Raw genomic sequence first — 16,928 nt, 5'->3', positions numbered from 1 at the left:
ATTCGTTCCGTTCACTTGAGGTTTAAGACGTCGCCCTTGACGACGGTGGTGGCGGAGGTGACCATGCGGTCGCCGGGATTGAGCCCCGACAGGATCTCGACCTGTTCCGGGGTGCGTGCGCCGATGCGGATCGCACGGCGAACGGCGTGGCGATTGCTCGCGTCGACCACGAAGACCGAGGTGCCGCCGCCGCTGTCGAGCCATCCGCCAACGGGGGCGAGAATTGCGGTGCGTGTCGCGCCCAGTGTCACGCGCACGTCGAGCGTCTGCCCGCGGTTCAGCGCAGGTGCCTTGCCCTGCAAGCGCAATTCGATCCGGAAGCGACCGTTGGTTACCGCGGGGAGCACCTTGCTGACCACCAGTGCCAGATCTCCGTCGCCACTCGCCCGTTGGCCGATCCGGACCCGACCCAGATAATATTCGTCGACGTCAGCGACCAGCTTCCACGATCCTTCGCTGTCGACCTGCCCTGCAGGATCGCCTGGCTTCAGCGCCTGGCCGGGCTGTATCGTGAAGTTGGTCAGTCTTCCTGTTGCCGGCGCCCGCAGTATCAGTGAGCCCAGGCTCTCGCGCACGGCCGCCAGGTTTCGCGTCAGCTGCGCACGGGTTTCGGCCAGTCGCCCCGCCTGCAACCGCGCGATTCCGCGCTCGGCACCCTCGGCGGCGTGCAACTGCGCCGCGCGCTTCTGCTGATAGGTCGCCTCTTCCTGGTAGCTCTTCAGTCCGGCGGGCGACAGGAAGCCCTGGTCGTGCAGTTGCTGGCGGATCTGAAGATCCCGACGTGCCTTGATCAGGTCGTAGTCGGCGCCGGCGACCTGCGTATCGCGGTCACGCGAGCCGCGCTCCAGGCTCAGATCCTCGCCCGACACGGTGCCGAGCTGCGCCGCGATTGCTGCCTCGCGTGTCAGGATGTCGAGCTTCAGCTGCGGATTGGCGAGGCTTGCCAGCGCCTGACCCGCAACGACGGAAGCACCATCCTGAACGAGCAGCCGTTCGACCTGCCCGCCCGAGATCACCCCGACGAAGGTCGAGACGCCGGGTTCGACGGTGGCGCGTACCGGTATTATGTCCTTGAAAGGCGCGCGCCGGATGGTGCCGAACTCGACGTCGGCGGCGGCGACATCGGTAGAACCCGACGCGGGCAGCAGCCACCAGAACGCGAGCACGATGCCGATTGCGGCCAGACCGCCCGCCAGCCAGCGAACCTGGCGTGTCCAAAAGGTGCGCGGCCGCTCGACGCGGCGGTCCATCTGCGACCCGCTGACGGGCGCCGGGCTAGGCGAGCTCACTGAGTCACTCCATTGTTCAATAGCGGACGCCAACTGTCCATTTCCGGTCAGTCCGCTCAGCCGACGACGGTCAGAGCGCCGATCGACACCGGCGCAGCGGCAAACCCGATCATGCGCGGTGCGACCTGCGGGCTGGCGAATGCCACTAGAGCGAAGGTGCCTCCGACGCTGAGCGCGGCACTGACGATGCGGGTCTGAAAAGTCGTCATCGGATTGATCCTTTCCGCCGACGCTGGTCGCCGACGCAAGCAGCCTTGCAGGCCTTGTGCCATTCCAGAACTCGTGTGGATTCTGAGCGGGTTGCCGGCGCCCGCATCAAATGATGATGCTCGCCATGTGTCCGCGATCGGTCATGTGGTCCGAAACGGCGCCCGGAGCCGGACAATGGCACGCATCTTGATTACAAACACGGTATGTCCACACAATCTGACATGCCCGCTCCACGTTTCGACCTGTGCCTCGTGATCGACGACGACGCTGACATCCTGCTGTCGGCGCGGCTGCTGCTCGCGTCCCTGTTTGCGGAAGTTGTGACCTTCACGGACCCCGCGCAGGCGGTGGCGTCGCTCGCCGGGCGGCATGCCGATGCGGTGCTGCTCGACGCCAATTACGCACGTGGCGCGACGAACGGGGCGGAGGGTTTCCGGTGGCTGGCCGCGATCATGCAAGCCGATCCGGCAGCGGCGGTGGTGATGATCACCGCGCACAGCAGCGTCGCGATCGCGGTCGCTGCGATGAAGCACGGCGCGACCGACTTCGTGTCCAAGCCCTGGAACAACGACCGGCTGCTCGCCACCGTCCGCAACGCCGCCGCGCTCGGTCGCTCGCGCCGCGGGTCCGACAACCCGGCGCCTCTTGCGGCGGGAGGATCACTGCTGCTCGGCCAGTCGCCGTCGATGGCGCGGGTGCAGTCGCTGATCGACAAGGCCGCGCCGACAGAGGCCAATATCCTTATCCTGGGTGAAAACGGCACCGGCAAGGAACTGGTCGCACGGGAGATCCATCGCCTTTCACACCGCGCCGCGGGCGAACTGGTCACGGTCGACCTCGGCGCCGTGGCGGAGACGTTGTTCGACTCCGAGCTGTTCGGCCATGTGAAGGGCGCCTTCACCGATGCGCGGTCAGACCGCACGGGCCGCTTCCAGGCAGCAGACGGCGGCACGTTGTTCCTCGACGAGATCGGCAACATGCCGCTTCACCTTCAGCCCAAGCTGCTGACCGCACTCGAGCAGCGGCGGGTGACCCCGGTCGGCGCCAATCGACCGGTGCCGATCGATGTGCGGGTGATTTCAGCGACCAATGTGGCCCCCGCCGAGCTCGCCGACGAGCGCCAGTTCCGCGCAGACCTGCTGTTCAGGCTCAACACCGTCGAAATCGAACTGCCGCCGCTTCGCGAGCGGCCCGAAGACATCCCGCTACTGCTGGCCACGTTCCTTGCCGAGTATCGGCAGCGCTACGCAAAACCCGATCGACACTTGCCTGCGGACGTACTTGCGGCGCTGACCCGCCACGACTGGCCGGGGAACGTTCGTGCGCTTCGCCATGCGGCGGAACGGGCCGTCATCCTCGCTGAGGGTGATGCCTACGGCCTGGCCGATTTTCCGCTCGGGCGCATCGCTACACCCGTCCCCTCTGCCGCTGGCGACCTCAACCTGGAACGCGCCGAGCGCCAGCTGATCGAGCAGGCGTTGCGCAAACATGCTTTCAACATTTCCATCGCCGCCGCCGAACTCGGTCTCTCGCGCGGCGCGCTCTACCGGCGGATGGAGAAGCACAATCTCTAGGTCCAGGTTCGCGAGCCGACTGGCGGTGCGGACCGCGCTGCTGTTTGCCGCTACCGTCGCAGTCGCGCTGCTGCTCGTCTGGGGGCAGGCGCCGGCTGCGACGCTGTTGGCGATGCTCGGGATGGGGGTGGCGCTGTACGGACTGTGGACGCTCGTCCATCACGACAATGCGGAACTCGCGCGCTTCGTCACCGCGCTGGAGCGTGGCGACCTGACCCAGTCGTTCCAGCGCTGGGCAGACGGCAGCAGCTTCGGGCTCGTCGCCGCCGCCTATGATCGTGCGCTGGCACGGCTGCGCGCAGAGCGCGCGGACAGCGCGGCTTCGGCGCACTTTGCCGAGGCATTGGCAGATGGCGCTCCGATCGCGCTGCTGGTGCTCGACGGCGACACGGTCGCGATCGTAAACAAGGCGGCACGCCGGCTTTTCGGACGCAGCGGCTCACTGTCGATGGCCACTCTCGCGTCGGTCGCGTCGGCCTTCGTCACCGATCTCGTGGCAGTGACCCCGGGCGATCCGCGGCTCTCGCTGCTGACCATCGATGGCGTAACCCAACGTGTGTCGCTCGATGCCACATTCCTGGAGGCGGCGGGCGCACTCCGGCGGATCGTCGCGGTCCGTGTAGTCCAGCCCGAGCTCGACCGCGCCGAACTGACCGCCCAGATTGACCTGGTGCGGGTGCTGACGCACGAGATCATGAACTCGCTGACGCCGGTAACATCGCTCGCGGCAACTGCGCACAGGCTGACCGACGCGCTCGACCCGGCGCTCGCGCCAGGGATAGCCGATGCGAGGCTGGCCGCCGCCGCTGTCGCTCGCCGCGCCGCCGAACTCGAGCGCTTCGTCGAGAGCTACAAGGGTTTCAGCGAGGCGCCGGTCCTGGTCCGCGAGCCGATCGAGCTGGCGAACTGGCTCGACCAGGTCGCGCGATTGTTTGCCGCCACCTCGCTGGGTGCGGCGGTCCCGGTTACCATCGTGGCCGATCCACGCGTCGCGGCGATCGACGGCGACGTCGCGCTGCTAACCCAGGTGCTGCTCAACCTGCTGAAAAATGCGGCGGAGGCGATGGTCGATATTGCTGAGCCAGCGGTCACGCTGATCTCCGCGATGCAGGCGGACGGCCGTATCCGGCTGAGCGTGATCGACACCGGACCGGGGATCCCGCCCCCCCTGCACCACGAGGTCTTTCTGCCGTTCTTCACTACCAAGGCGACCGGCACCGGTATCGGTCTCAGCTTCGCGCGGCAGATCGTGCTGCTACACGGTGGTCAGATCGCGATCTCCCGCGCAGACGCCAGCGGCATCGACCTGCTCCTGCCGACAAGTGCGCGGCGGTAGCAAGAGGGCCAGCTGCAGACATTTAGCGACTGATCGGCAAGAACGTCGCAGTGCGCCGGTCGTCGGCATTACCGAGACTATGGTTATTGTCACTGCCGCTGGGCCGGGGGCGATCAATCATGGGTAGCGGCGGGCACCGGTCGGGACGGTACCGGGCTGGCCACGCTCCGTCCGATGGAGGCCGCAAGCGGCAGCGCGAGGATGACGAACCCGATCGGGGCCAGGCCGATCGCGCCGACACCTTGCCGGTCGATCAGCCATCCGCCGCCAAAAGTGCCGATCGCGATGCCGAGGTTCGCGGCCGAGATGTTCATGGTCATGGCGAAGGCGGGAGCGTTGGCGCCGGCCAGCGTTACCCGTACCTGGCTGAGCGTCACGCTGGCGGTATGGGTGACCCCCCAGGCGGCGAGCGGAACGGCGGCGAGCAGGACCGAAGGTTTGGCGAGCACTGCCAGATTGACCGCGACCACGAGTGTCACGATCGCGATCGACGTCGCGCGCAGCGGCATGCCGTCGGCGGCTCGCCCGGCAATTCTGTTGCCGGCGAGGCCCGCGATGCCGAACAGGAAGAGCGCGATGGCTACGGACCATACCGACAGCGCAAGCGCCCCTTCCATCCAGGCGCCGATGTAGGTGTAAGCCGCGAACATCGTCGCAAAAAGCAGGACGGACAAGGCCAGGTGGGACAGGAACAGGGGCTGGCGCAGCAGACCGATCTGGCCGGCAATGCTTGGCGCGACATCCCGCGGAATCGCGGGAAACAGGAGGGCGATGAGCGCCGCCATAGGCAGCGAGGCGATCGCGAGCACGAAAAACGGAAGCCGCCAGTCACCGCCTTGCGCCAGCGCCACCCCGGCGGGCAAGGCCAGCAGTACCCCGAGGACGAAGCCGATGTTGGCACGGGCCAGGTCCTTGCCGCGCTCGGCGGCAGGTGAGAGCCGGGTCACGATCGAGGCGCCGACGCTGACGAAGGCGGGCAGCATGGCGCCCTGAATGACTCTCATCAACAGCATCACCCCGAAGCTGTTTGAGAGGGCGAGCACCGCGTTGCCGATCGTGAACAGGAGCAGGGTCGCGATCAGGACCAGGCCGGGCGAGCGCCGGCTGGCGAAGAGCGTGACGGCGGGTCCGATCACCGCTGCCGAAAATGCCCACCACCCGACCAGCTCTCCCGCTTTCGCAAGTGGCAGGTGCATGTCCCGCGCGATCAGCGGCAGGAGCCCGACCACGATGAACTCGGTCGCGACCACGATCGTGATCGCCGGTGCGAGCAGCAGCAGGGCCCGGTTGAGCATAGATCCGGCAGAGGCGCCGGCGGGGGTCATGCGTTGGCCCCGCCGTCGATGGTGAGCTCGGCACCGTTGATGAAGTGCGCCGCGGGGCTCGCGACGAACGCGACCAGCGCCGCCACGTCCTCGGCCCGTCCATATTGCTTGATCGCCATGCGCCTTCGTTGCGCTTCCGCTTGCGGGCCGTCGGCGGGGTTCATGTCGGTGTCGGTCGAGCCCGGATGTACCAGGTTGGCCGTGATGCCCCTGGCGCCGAGATCACGCGCCAGGCCCTTCGTCCAGCCGACAAGTGCGGCCTTGCTGGCCGCGTAGAGGCTCAGACCGGCATCGGGCACTCGGCTGGCGAGATTGCTGCCGATCGAGATGATGCGGCCGCCTTCGGGAATGTGCGGCAGCGCCGCCTGTGTGGCGAGGATGACGCCCCGGACGTTGACAGCGAGGGTCGCGTCGACATCGTCGAGGGTCAGTTCGGCGACGGGGGCGGCGCGCCAGATACCGGCGTTGTTGACCAGAATGTCCAGTCCACCGAGCTGGTCGGCGGCGGACCCGATCGCATGGCTTATCGAGGCCGGGTCCGCTGCGTCCATCTGGACCGTGACGGCGCGCCCGCCGTTTCCCTCGATCTCACGGGCGAGAGCCGCCGCTGCATCGGCCGATCGCTCGTAACCGATTGCGACCGCCGCGCCATCCTGCGCAAGGCGACGAGCTACGGCGTTGCCTATTCCACGGCTCGCTCCGCTTATGAACGCGCATTTTCCGAGAAGGACAGACATCGCTAACCTTTCTGTGTTGATTGACACAGAAATTAGAAGCTTACGTTATGTGTCAAGTGACATATATGTTGATCGACACATAAAGGAGTAAGGCTGTTGGGTGCGCGAGGAAGGCCGAGAACGTTCGACCGCGAGGACGTGCTCGCGCGTGCGACGGAGGTGTTCTGGGCAAAGGGCTTCGAGGGATCGTCGATGAACGACCTGATTGCCGCAATGGGTATTGGATCGCCGAGTATCTATGCGGCGTTCGGATCCAAGGAGGCATTGTTCCGGGAGGCGCTGGAACGGTATCTGGCGATTGAAGGGGCAGACATCTGGAGTGCCGTCAGGGGGGAGGAAACCGCTTACGGGGCGGTGGAGGCGTTCCTGATGACCACTGCCCACGCATTCAGTCGAGCGGACAGGCCGAGCGGATGTCTCGTGACATTGGCCGGCCTGCATCCGAACAGCATGAACGAAGGATGGCGCGCGGAGCTGGTCGCTATGCGCGAGCGGAACACGCAGGACCTGGCGCGCCGGATCAAAGGAGGCATCGAGCGCGGGGAGGTCGCGCCAGATGCCGATCCTGTACTGATCGCGCGCTTCTTCGTGACGGTGCAGCAGGGCATGTCGATCCAGGCTCGTGACGGTGCCACACGGGCGATGCTCGAGGACATCGCCCGTTCGGCATTGACCGCCTGGCCTGCACTGGCCGGAGCCAAGCGTGCGGCGCCCGTCTCCAAGGATAGCTGAAGCTCTCGGGTTTCAGAGCTTCGCGGTCATCGCCATCCCAGGGCCGGCGCCACATGCTTGAGGATGGAGTCAAGCACGTGAGCGTTATAGTCGACGCCGAGCTGGTTCGGGACGGTGAGAAGCAGTGTGTCGGCCTCTGCAATGCCTTCGTCCTGCCTAAGCTGCTCGATCAGGGCGTCGGGTTCTGCCGCGTATGAGCGGCCGAAGACCGCGCGCATGTCGTCGATGATACCGACGTGATCGCTGCCTTCGCCACGTCCGAAATAGGCGCGGTCCATGTCGTTCATCAGCGCAAAGATGGAACGCGAGACGGACACCCGCGACTCGCGAGTGTGGCCGGCATCCTTCCACGCCGTCCGATAGGTGCGGATTTGCTTGGCTTGCTGGACGTGGAACGGCTCGCCCGTCTCATCCGCCTTCAAGGTCGAACTCTGCAGATTCATGCCCATGCGGCCGGCCCAAGCGGCGGTCGCATCCGAGGCGGACCCCCACCAGATGCGGTCGCGAAGCCCGGGAGCATGTGGTTCGAGGCGCAGAAGCCCCGGTGGATTCGGGAACATCGGCCGGGGATTGGGACGAGCGAAACCCTCTCCCTTGAGCAACTCGAGGAAGGTCTCGCCGTGTCGGCGTCCCATGTCGGCATCGGTCTCGTTCTCGGCCGGCGAGTAGCCGAAGTGCCGCCAGCCCTCTATCACCTGCTCGGGCGATCCACGGCTTATGCCGAGCTGCAGCCGTCCACCGCTGATCAGGTCCGCGGCGCTGGCGTCCTCGATCATGTAGAACGGGTTCTCGTATCGCATGTCGATGACGCCCGTACCGATCTCGATCCGGCTGGTCTTGGCGCCGACTGCGGCGAGTAGCGGAAAGGGGGACGCGAGTTGCCGCGCGAAGTGGTGGACGCGGTAGTATGCCCCGTCGATGCCCAACTCCTCCGCGGCGACCGCCAGGTCGATCGATTGGAGCAGCACATCGGAGGCCGAGCGTGTCGCCGAGCCGCGGGTATCGGACCAGTGTCCGAAGGAGAGAAAGCCGATCTTCTTCATCGTATTCGATCCTGACCTGCCGGCGTGTCGCTCCGGCGTCTGTTGGACGACGGCGCTTCCCACGCCAGGCGTGACAAGACGCAAGGCAGTGTAGCCGTCGATATGGAGGAGAGGTATGCACCGTCGCCTCCACTTTCCACGTCTGCCTGCCGGTGGATCCCGCGAATGTGACCGGATTGCTGGATGGTGTGTCCAGTGAGCGGAACTTGAAACGTCGCAGCGTGGCGCGGGTCCTGCCCCGTCAAGTGGCGGCCGCTTGCAACGTCTCAAGCACCGGCGTCCGCCCACAGGCTCTGGACGAGGCGGGAGACGGCGGACGGAACTGCGTCGGCGAGTCGCTCTCTAGCAAGAATATGGCGAGCGATCGGGCTACCGAGGCATGGCGGGCGAGGCGTTCCCTACCAGCGCCGCAACGCTGCTGACGATCTGCCAAAGGCACAAAAGCCGGTCGGCGATCGACTTTCGACGCTGATTGTTACCGATGTGCCTGACAGGCGACCGGCATCCACCGTGCGTCATATGTCGACGGTGATCGACGGGCGCCGATCAAATCATACCCTCCTCGACTCCGGCGCGAGGGCGAGCATCGCGCCGCCTTCTCCATAAACGCGGTCCACCGGGCTCCCGCGCAGATCGGACAGGTCTGCGCCGCCGCGGATCCTATGTCCTCGCCGGGTCGAACTCCGGGTCAGGGCTGCGATGGTCACGCAGAACCAGCCCGCCGTCACCGTCGCGAAGGCGAGCAGAACGAGATGCGTCAGGCCGGCCACGATCAGGATCGCGCAGGCTGCGGCGTAGAAGTCCCGCATCGTCAGGTGGATGAGGCATTCGGTGAGGGTCGAGCGTGCGCCGCCCTTGCGCAACTGCGTCTTGACCACATCGAAGTTGACCGCTTGGCCGGTGTTCCGCGCTCGTCTGCCCAGCAGCGTCAATCCGAGCGCCAGGGTCAAGAGGGATGCTGTGCCCGCAGCTGCGCCGACGAGGTCGCCGGCAAGGCCGACGTTTACGGTTACCCCCGTGATGAACGCGAGGTTCGTGCCGGCGTCGATGACGCTGTCCAGGCTGGCGCCTTCCTTCGACGTCCGGAAGGTTGCGCGCGCCATCTCCCCATCGACACCGTCGAAGATCGACGCCGCCTGGAACAGCAGAGCGCCTGCAATCATGCCGGCATTTCCACCGAAAAGCAGAGCCGATACCATGGCCAGTCCAAGCAACGCGGTTCCGACGCTGGCATGGAATGGTCTGATGCCGGGCACGCGAAGAAGCTGTTGGCTGATGGCACGCGAGACGGGTCGATTTATGTGACGGGAGACGATGCCGTCGCCCGCTTTGCCTGTGGCCGCCAGGATCTGGCGACCGGCGCGATCGAGCAGCCGCAGCGAGGCACTGGCCGGGAATACCAGACTGTGGCCCGGACGGCGGACGCGCGCCTCGGCCAGCGCCAGCATGACCGAAGCGCGGTTCCAGCGGCCATGCTGACGCGAAAGCACGTCTATGAGCGCTTCCCCTTGTACGACCAGGCCATCGTCAGAGGGAAGGTCGGGGAAAACGACAGGTGCATCCCCGGTGCCAGTCGCTCGCATTCGACGACCATCTGCTCGCTCGGAGACCATGTGGCGCCGGCGAACAGCGTGCAGCGATCGACGCCGTCGTTGCTTCCAAGCGCAGCCAGGGCATGGACCGCACGCGCGCCCGCCGGCACGCCTGCGACGTTGTACTCGATCGACGCAACGCTCGAGAATGCGAGGATGATGTGAGGCAAGTCTTCCGTTCCCGTTGACCGTGTCGTGACGTAGACGGAGTGGATGCCGCTCAACCTTGATCGGGCTTCGCCCCGCCCGGGAAAGCCAGAATCCGGCGATAGATCGACAGGTTGGCCGCTGCGAAGTCACGCCACAGCATCGATCGCGCGCGAATGAGTCCGGCGGCACGCATTTGCTGCGCCAGGATCGGGGATCCGATGACCTGGTTCAGACAGTGCGCGATAGCATCGATGTCTTCAGGGTCGGCGAGAAGGGCGGCGCCCCCGGCAACCTCGGGCATCGAGGACACGGAGCTGGTGATGACCGGGCACCCGCATGCCATCGCCTCCGCGACCGGATTTCCGAAACCCTCGACGAACGAGGGATGGAGCAGCGCGCAAGCCGCGCCGTACAAGGTGACCAGCTCGTCGGTGCCGATCGTCCTCATGAAGCGCACGCGTGAATCGATGCCGAGCGAACGGGCGAGGTGTGCGAGGCGCCCGCGAGGTCCCGCTCCCCTTTGAACCATCACCAGTTCGATGTCAGGCCGATCGGCGAAAGCGAGGGCGAAGGACCGCAACGCACCCTCATGGTTCTTGTACGGTGCGTCCTGGCCAACGGTCAGCACGAAGGGCCTGCCGGGAGCGATGCCAAGCGCTTGCAGGGCGGCGGGATCGGGTCGGCGTGGCTGGAACTGTTCCGATACACCGGATCTTGTCACATGGGTGCGGTCGCCGGCCTCGGGATGGTACGCCGCAATGGCGTCCGCGGTCGCCGAGCTGATGGCGGCTATCGCGCCGGCGGAACGGATCGCCCTCACTATGCCATGACCGTAGAACCGTCGTTCTATCTCGCCGCGGATGCCTGTCCGGCACAGGTTCGGATGTGTCAGGCGCATGATGTCGTGGATCGTCACGACGCAAGGCATGCTCAATCCTGCCGGCATGATGTTGAAGGTCGCGTGGAACAGATCGACGCCCGCAAGATCGACGACCTCGGGCAGCCACCACATGGTCGCGGGACCGTTCGCGGCATGGGGCACCACCTGCTCCACGACGTTGACGGCGTCGGTAAGCCTTTCCGGATGCGAGGGATGCCGCAGCAGCCTGAAGCGGAGGTCGGGCGCCATCGCCGGGAGGTTGTCGATCAGACCCCGTACGACTTCCGCGATCCCGCTGGGCCGCGGCCCGATGTAGCGGCAGTCGATGCATATCGTCGACATCGAACGTGCCCGTGCCGTCATTGCAACGCGTTGTTGATGCCAGTGACCGAGAAGGCGGCGCTCGAGACGATGTTCAGAAACTTCTGCAGGTCCGCTATCGGTGCATTGGTGACGTAGAGGACGTCCTTGTCCCGGATCGCGAAGTCCTGGGCGGCGAAGAACGAAGCGCCCAGGCCTAGGTCGAGGCGATAGACGACCGGAATACGCCCGTCTGCGGTGCGGCGTGCGGTATCGGCGATTTCGGGCGCAAGTGCTTGCGGTTGCTCCAGCCTGAAGACGAACACGCCGCGCACGTCGGCACGATCGTCGCGCAGCCCGCCGACCCTGGCGAGCGCCTGGGCGAGCGAGATGCCACCGCCTTCGAACGGCACCTCGGCGCTTTGACCGACGGCGCCGAGCGCGACAAAGCTGTAGGGCTGGAAGACCGCGGAGACGACGTCGCCGGGCTGGAGTGTGATATTCTGCGTGGGGTCGCGGACGATGGTCTCCAGGGGCATGGAGGCGGTCCGCCCGGCGCGGGTAAGCTGGATGGTGGTCTTGGCGACCGGCTGGCGCGAGCCGCCGGCCGAGGCGAGGACGTCGAGCAGCCGCTCGCCACGCGGCGTCAGCGGCAGGCGGCGGGTCGCCCCGACCTCGCCCATCACGGTGACTGCACGGCTGTCGTTCTGCGCCAGCCTGACGATCGCCTGGGGAGCGTGCGCACGGCCGGTCAGCCGCGCGACGATCGTGCGGGCGATGTCCTGGGGAGTGCGTCCACGCGCCGGTACGGCACCGACGAACGGAATGATGACGGTGCCGTCCTCGCCGACCACCTGCTGCGGGATGCCCGCGCTCTGCGCCAGCGCGTTGCCGATGGCGGCACCGGGGGCCGTTGCGCCGAACAGTACCGCCGGCGGCGCCTCCCAGATCGAGATATCGAGCACGTCCCCGACGCCGATCACCGTTCCGGTCGCAGGCGCCATGCCGAAGACGTCGGCGAATGCCTGCGACCGCGTATAGGATGCGGAGCGGCGGCCCGCGGCGTCGTCGAGCGGCACGACCGTGATCGCCTGTGCCGTGTCCGACATGCGCGCGGCCCGGCCGATCGCACCCTTTGAAGGGCCCGACCCGCCGACCGCGGAACAGCCGGCCATGAGAAGGGCAGACAAGGCAGCGCAGTGCCGCAACGAGGTGGCAGGCATCACAGGAACCTCTGGTAGAGCGCGTCGAGGCGCGCGCGGTAGCGATCGGGAGAAAAGAGAGCGGCCTGAGCAAGGCCCCGTGACGAGAGATCGGCGCGCAGACCGGCGTCTGCATCGAGTGCGCGTATCCCGGCGCTGATGGCTGCGCCGTCATATGGGTCGACGGAGAGCGCCGCATCGCCCGCGACTTCGGGAAGCGAGGAGGTGTTCGAGCAGAGCACGGGAGTGCCGAGCAGCATCGCCTCGAGCACGGGGAGGCCGAAGCCCTCGTAGAGCGATGGAAACAGTGCGCCTTTCGCGCCGCGGATCAGACTGACGAGCAGGCCGAAGGGCGCGTAGGGAAGCTGGATGATCCGGCCTCGCCGGACGTCACCGGCAGCCGGCTTGCCGTTGGCAAAGGCATCGAGCAGGCGCAGTTCGCCGTCCGCCCGCCACGCTCTGGCACCGACGACGACGAGCGGAGTCTCCACACCGCTTGCCAGATAGGCTTCGACGATCCGACCGACGTTCTTCTTGGGCTCGATCGATCCCCAGAACAGAAAATATCCCTTGTACGCCGCTCCTAACGCACCCTCCACCTCACGCGCGACCTGCTCCTCGGGTACGTCTCGATACCGGACGGGGATGTCGACCGACTGATAGGTGTTGGTGACGCGCTCGGGTGCGATCCCGGTGATGTCGATGATGTCGCGCCGGGAGCACTCCGATACGGTAACAAGATGGTCGGCTGTCCGCGCGAGCGTACGGATGAGAGCAAGGTAGCGTCGCTTGTTGTCCAGCGTCGTGTAGGGCAGCCGCAGCGGGACCAGATCGTGGAGCGTGTACAGGTTGGCGGCCTCGGGTGCACGCAGCGGCAGTGGATAGGTCCAGTGGGCGACATCGGGTCGCCTGGGCAGGTGGACGGCAGTGGTCGTTCCCCACGCGTCGAAGCGACCGCTGGCGCGGCTGAAAACGTCGCGCGCGTTAACGAGGATGTCGTGATGGGGTAGTCGCCCGGTGAACTGTCGCGTGACGACCCGGCCGGTGATGGGAATCTCCGCGGCCCGGGCTGCCCGGGGCGAGACGATTCCCGCAAGGTCGCGCAGGCGGCTGTGACGCGTGTGTGCCTTGCTGTCGAAAAAGCCGATCTCCCGTAGCAGCGGGTGCCGGGCAGAGGGCAGCCGGTCGCCGTAGAGGATGGAAATATGGTGCCCGATGCGTCCAGCCTCGCGAGCTAGATTGCGGGCGTAGGTGGCAACGCCCGTACCTTTCTCCAACCCGAGATTGTAGCCGTCGATGAGGATGTGCTTCATCCGTTCAGCGCCTTCTGAAAAGCAGGCCAGTCGGCGAAGGCTCCTGCTGCGGCGGCGAGCGGCCATGCCGGTTCGTCGGCCATGCGGGCGATCAGGTCGTACGCCTCTGCATAAGGGAGGTGGGAAAGTGCGAGGATGCGGATCGCCTCCGGGTGCGGAAGTCCGTTAGCGGAATGGAGATGCGGGTGCGGAGCGGCGAATTGCGGCTCCGCGACCATGACGGCAGCGAGAGCATCGCAACTCGTACAGCGTCGCAGCAGCGCCGCCGCTTCAGCATCGTCGGGCATCACGCCCTTCCACAGCAGCCATGCCAGCGCCTCCACATCCGGGCGGCCGGGGACCTGCTCGGCGGATTTGCCCTTGTAGTAGGGATGGATTGGCCAGGCCGCTGGATCGTCCCCGCCTCGCGCCATCACGAAACGCAGATGCTCCACGACGTCGGCGGCTGGCTCACCCATCGCGCAGGCAGTACGATAGGCGAGTTCTGCGCGAGCGAAATGCCCGCCCTCCTTGGCGGCGTGGCCGAGCTGCACCCAGTAGGAGCGCTGGTACGGGTGCAGCGCGAGCGCGGTGGCGTAGCGTTGTTCCGCTACCGCCCATTCTCCTGCATCCCGGTGCCAGTCACCTTCGCGTACCAGTAGCCGGAAGCGGTCGTCGCCCAGAGCACGATGTTGCGCCACTTCGATGAGAGCCGTTCGATCGACCGCCGCGGCTTGATCGACGACAGGCGCTGCGGAGAGGCCGATCACCTCACGAAAACGGCCATATGCCTCATCGAAGTCGTCGAGCAGCGTCAGACGTCCGCCGTGGAGAAGGGCGTAGCGGTTGCAATGGTCGCGCAGGTAGCCGGGATCGTGCGAGATCAGCACCATCGCACGGTCACCTCTTTTGCCGAAGAGTTCGTGATTGCACCGGTCGTGGAAGCGCGCGTCACCGACCGCCCCGATCTCGTCGATCAGGAAGCAGTCGAACTCGATAATCATCGAGATGGCGAAGGCGAGCCGCGCCCTCATGCCGGACGAGTAGCTGCGAACCGGCTCGTGCAGATAAGGCCCGAGTTCGGAGAAGTCGGCGACAAAGGACAGGTTGCGCTGGAAATCCTGTGCGTAGATGCGGCTGATGAAGCGGACATTGTCGATTCCCGACAGGGTCGGCTGGAACGCGCCACCGAAGGCGAGCGGCCAGGATACCGACATGTGGCGCTCGATGCGGCCGGAGGTCGGGCGCTCGGCTCCGCTTATCAGGCGGACCATCGTCGACTTGCCCGCGCCGTTGCGGCCGAGCACGCCGAGGCGCTCTCCCCGGCGCAGCTCGAGCCCGACGCCGTCGAGTACGACGTTGTCGCCCGAACGGGTACGGTAAACCTTGCGGACGTCACTCAGCCGGATCATTCAGGTACCACCCGCCGCGCTACTCGCTGGGTGATGCCGAGCGCGACGAAGGTCAGCGCGACGCAGAAGGGAATGACGTAGCCGAGGTCGTAATGCGCATGGACACGAGGGCCGAAATAGCCCTCGCGCACGATTTCGGTACCATGCACCATGGGTATCCACAGGATGTATTTCTGTGCCGCCGCCGGCAATGCATCGACGAGGAAGGCGGAGCCCGAGAGCGGGAAGATGAGGTATGAGGCGGGATGCCACAACTTGTCGACGAGTTCGCTCTCGTGGCTCAGCGCGCCGAGCGTAATCGCCAGGGCAGCACCGAACCAGGCGATAAGAAGCCAGCCGCCGACCACCTCCAGGATGTTGCGGGGCGGATCGATCCAGCCGAGCACGATGAACAGGACGCTCAGTCCCGCGAACGAGATGGTCGCGCCGCCGAACTCCAGCGCAACGCGCGCCAGGTATATGTCCAGCACACGGATGTTGCGGTGGTAGAGGAGCGACAGGTTGCTCCACAAGGCGCCGATGCAGCGTCCCGGCATGTTGCGCCATAGCAGGACGCTGGAATAGCCGGTCAGCGCGAAAGCCACGATGGGCAGATCGCTGCCATGATAGGCCTTCGCCGCCGTCCACAATGCCGCGACGCCGAGGGTGAAGAGCATCGGTTCGACGAACAGCCACAGGAAGCCGATGTTGTGCCGGCCATAGCGCGTGAGCATCTCGCGAAGCAGGAGCGCCTGCAGAACACGGCCTTGCACGCGGAAGCTGTCGCTGAGGGCGGGCGGCGCGTCGGGGGCAGGAGTGGTGATCCCAGTCATCCCTCCCGATGCTCCCTGACTCCTGCGAGCAGGACCGTGAAAATGCCCCAGGAGAGCAGACCCAGCACCAGTACCGCCGCGATCCCGCCCAGCCGACGCGGACGGATGGGATAGTCCGGGAGGCTAGGCGGAGCGATCCGTTCCACGTAGGCGCGCTTGCGACGTGCCTCGGCATGCGCGTCCTGCAACGAGATCAAGGAGGCGGCGAGCTGCTTGCCGGCCAGTTCGCTGTCGAGCAGCAGCACCTGGTAGCGCGCACCCGCCGCCGACAGGGAATCGCGCCCGCCCGCAACGCCCGACCGGCGCGCAGCGATCTCTCGCTGAAGGGTTGCAAGCTGTGTTCGCAGATAGGGAATTTGGGGTGCGGCGGGCGTGAATGCCTCCATCTGCTGCAACTGCGTGCGCACGGACACGACCTCGTCCTCCAGTCGAGCGATGCCTTGCAGACGAGCCTCCGCCTCCTTCTCCGGATCGATGATGCGGGCGCGGTTGCGATAGGCCGCGAGATCGACGGCCGCATTCCGTGCACGCCGTTGCGCCGTGCGCGCGTCCTCCTCTGCGACGGCCACCGCGTCGCTCCGCGCCCGGGTCGACAGGCGGTTGACCAGCGCTTCCGACCGTTCGAGCAGTCGCTCGTTGATCGCGCGTGCCTGACCTGGATGGAAGGCGCTGACGCTGAGATGCAGAACCTGCGTCGTGGTGTCGGGCTCCACCTCGACCTTGCCCAGATAATAGTCGAAGAAGCGCTCCCGATTGGCCGGGAGCAGCCCTCCGAAACGATCGAGCAGGAACACCGAGCCGGCGGTGTAAGCGCGCGTGAGCAGGCCGTCGCGATCGGCGTCCTCCAGCGCACCGCGCGACCCGAGATACTCGATGACGGCGTTGCTTTCCTCGGTCGCGCCGCTCAGCCCGCTGCCGCTAAGCACCTGCCCGAGCGAGGTGACGGCCGCCTTGCTCGGGCTGCGCACGACGAAGCGCGCTTCCGACACGTACAGGTCGCTAGCGAACAGCGCGAAATAGAGGATCGCCAGCATCGTTGGGA

At 66.3% G+C, this 16,928-nt stretch carries 16 protein-coding genes; 3 read left to right on the top strand and 13 right to left on the bottom strand.

What is annotated here, in order from left to right; translation table 11 throughout:
• Window positions 1-11 precede the first annotated feature (11 nt).
• Both ABC319_RS11320 and ABC319_RS11315 read right to left on the bottom strand, forming a co-directional pair.
• Window positions 12-1,289: an efflux RND transporter periplasmic adaptor subunit gene (locus ABC319_RS11320; RefSeq protein WP_413070324.1), complete on the bottom strand. Its 1,278-nt coding sequence runs from the start codon at window positions 1,287-1,289 to the stop codon at window positions 12-14.
• A gap of 56 nt (window positions 1,290-1,345) precedes the next feature.
• Window positions 1,346-1,498 (bottom strand): hypothetical protein, encoded by a 153-nt coding sequence (locus ABC319_RS11315; RefSeq protein WP_413070323.1) that lies wholly within the window; start codon window positions 1,496-1,498, stop codon window positions 1,346-1,348.
• A gap of 222 nt (window positions 1,499-1,720) precedes the next feature.
• Here ABC319_RS11315 and ABC319_RS11310 point away from each other — a divergent pair, with 222 nt between their 5' ends.
• The gene (locus tag ABC319_RS11310; RefSeq protein ID WP_413070322.1) at window positions 1,721-3,073 is read left to right on the top strand and encodes a sigma-54-dependent transcriptional regulator; all 1,353 of its coding nucleotides are present in this window, start codon (window positions 1,721-1,723) and stop codon (window positions 3,071-3,073) included.
• Between the two features lie 25 nt (window positions 3,074-3,098).
• Window positions 3,099-4,409, top strand: coding sequence for a sensor histidine kinase (locus tag ABC319_RS11305; protein ID WP_413070321.1), 1,311 nt, complete (start codon window positions 3,099-3,101; stop codon window positions 4,407-4,409).
• A 113-nt stretch (window positions 4,410-4,522) separates the two neighbouring features.
• Here ABC319_RS11305 and ABC319_RS11300 read toward each other — a convergent pair whose 3' ends face one another.
• Together ABC319_RS11300 and ABC319_RS11295 are read right to left on the bottom strand one after the other, a co-directional pair.
• Window positions 4,523-5,734, bottom strand: coding sequence for an MFS transporter (locus tag ABC319_RS11300; RefSeq protein WP_413070320.1), 1,212 nt, complete (start codon window positions 5,732-5,734; stop codon window positions 4,523-4,525).
• Window positions 5,731-6,471 (bottom strand): SDR family oxidoreductase, encoded by a 741-nt coding sequence (locus ABC319_RS11295; protein WP_413070319.1) that lies wholly within the window; start codon window positions 6,469-6,471, stop codon window positions 5,731-5,733. The genes ABC319_RS11300 and ABC319_RS11295 overlap by 4 nt, the downstream gene beginning before the upstream one ends.
• Before the next feature lie 138 nt (window positions 6,472-6,609).
• On the opposite strand from ABC319_RS11295, the gene ABC319_RS11290 reads away from it, so the two are divergent.
• Entirely contained in the window at window positions 6,610-7,203 is a 594-nt protein-coding gene (locus ABC319_RS11290) for a TetR/AcrR family transcriptional regulator (protein ID WP_413070318.1), read from the top strand.
• Window positions 7,204-7,229: 26 nt separating this feature from the next.
• Here ABC319_RS11290 and ABC319_RS11285 read toward each other — a convergent pair whose 3' ends face one another.
• From ABC319_RS11285 to ABC319_RS11245, 9 genes are all read right to left on the bottom strand, one after another.
• The gene (locus ABC319_RS11285) at window positions 7,230-8,246 is read right to left on the bottom strand and encodes an LLM class flavin-dependent oxidoreductase (protein WP_413070317.1); all 1,017 of its coding nucleotides are present in this window, start codon (window positions 8,244-8,246) and stop codon (window positions 7,230-7,232) included.
• Window positions 8,247-8,797: 551 nt separating this feature from the next.
• Complete coding sequence (locus ABC319_RS11280) at window positions 8,798-9,694, bottom strand: CDP-alcohol phosphatidyltransferase family protein (protein ID WP_413070316.1); 897 nt, start codon at window positions 9,692-9,694, stop codon at window positions 8,798-8,800.
• A 44-nt stretch (window positions 9,695-9,738) separates the two neighbouring features.
• Window positions 9,739-10,062 carry a hypothetical protein gene (locus tag ABC319_RS11275; RefSeq protein ID WP_413070315.1) on the bottom strand — a complete coding sequence of 108 codons (324 nt, stop codon included), beginning with the start codon at window positions 10,060-10,062 and terminating at the stop codon, window positions 9,739-9,741.
• The gene (locus ABC319_RS11270) at window positions 10,059-11,117 is read right to left on the bottom strand and encodes a glycosyltransferase family 4 protein (protein ID WP_413070314.1); all 1,059 of its coding nucleotides are present in this window, start codon (window positions 11,115-11,117) and stop codon (window positions 10,059-10,061) included. Before ABC319_RS11270 ends, ABC319_RS11275 begins: the two co-directional genes overlap by 4 nt.
• A 110-nt stretch (window positions 11,118-11,227) precedes the next feature.
• Window positions 11,228-12,277, bottom strand: coding sequence for a polysaccharide biosynthesis/export family protein (locus ABC319_RS11265; protein WP_413070313.1), 1,050 nt, complete (start codon window positions 12,275-12,277; stop codon window positions 11,228-11,230).
• A 113-nt stretch (window positions 12,278-12,390) separates the two neighbouring features.
• Window positions 12,391-13,683, bottom strand: coding sequence for a glycosyltransferase family 4 protein (locus tag ABC319_RS11260; RefSeq protein ID WP_413070312.1), 1,293 nt, complete (start codon window positions 13,681-13,683; stop codon window positions 12,391-12,393).
• Complete coding sequence (locus tag ABC319_RS11255; RefSeq protein ID WP_413070311.1) at window positions 13,680-15,074, bottom strand: ATP-binding cassette domain-containing protein; 1,395 nt, start codon at window positions 15,072-15,074, stop codon at window positions 13,680-13,682. The genes ABC319_RS11260 and ABC319_RS11255 overlap by 4 nt, the downstream gene beginning before the upstream one ends.
• Complete coding sequence (locus ABC319_RS11250; RefSeq protein WP_413070310.1) at window positions 15,071-15,886, bottom strand: ABC transporter permease; 816 nt, start codon at window positions 15,884-15,886, stop codon at window positions 15,071-15,073. The genes ABC319_RS11255 and ABC319_RS11250 overlap by 4 nt, the downstream gene beginning before the upstream one ends.
• Window positions 15,883-16,920, bottom strand: a complete 1,038-nt coding sequence (locus tag ABC319_RS11245; RefSeq protein WP_413070309.1) for a KpsE/RkpR family capsule polysaccharide export protein — start codon at window positions 16,918-16,920, stop codon at window positions 15,883-15,885. The genes ABC319_RS11250 and ABC319_RS11245 overlap by 4 nt, the downstream gene beginning before the upstream one ends.
• Between the last annotated feature and the right edge of the window lie 8 nt (window positions 16,921-16,928).

This window comes from Sphingomonas phoenicis (assembly GCF_047238005.1).
Lineage (GTDB): Bacteria > Pseudomonadota > Alphaproteobacteria > Sphingomonadales > Sphingomonadaceae > Sphingomonas.
This window is presented reverse-complemented; position numbering and strand designations above follow the sequence as displayed.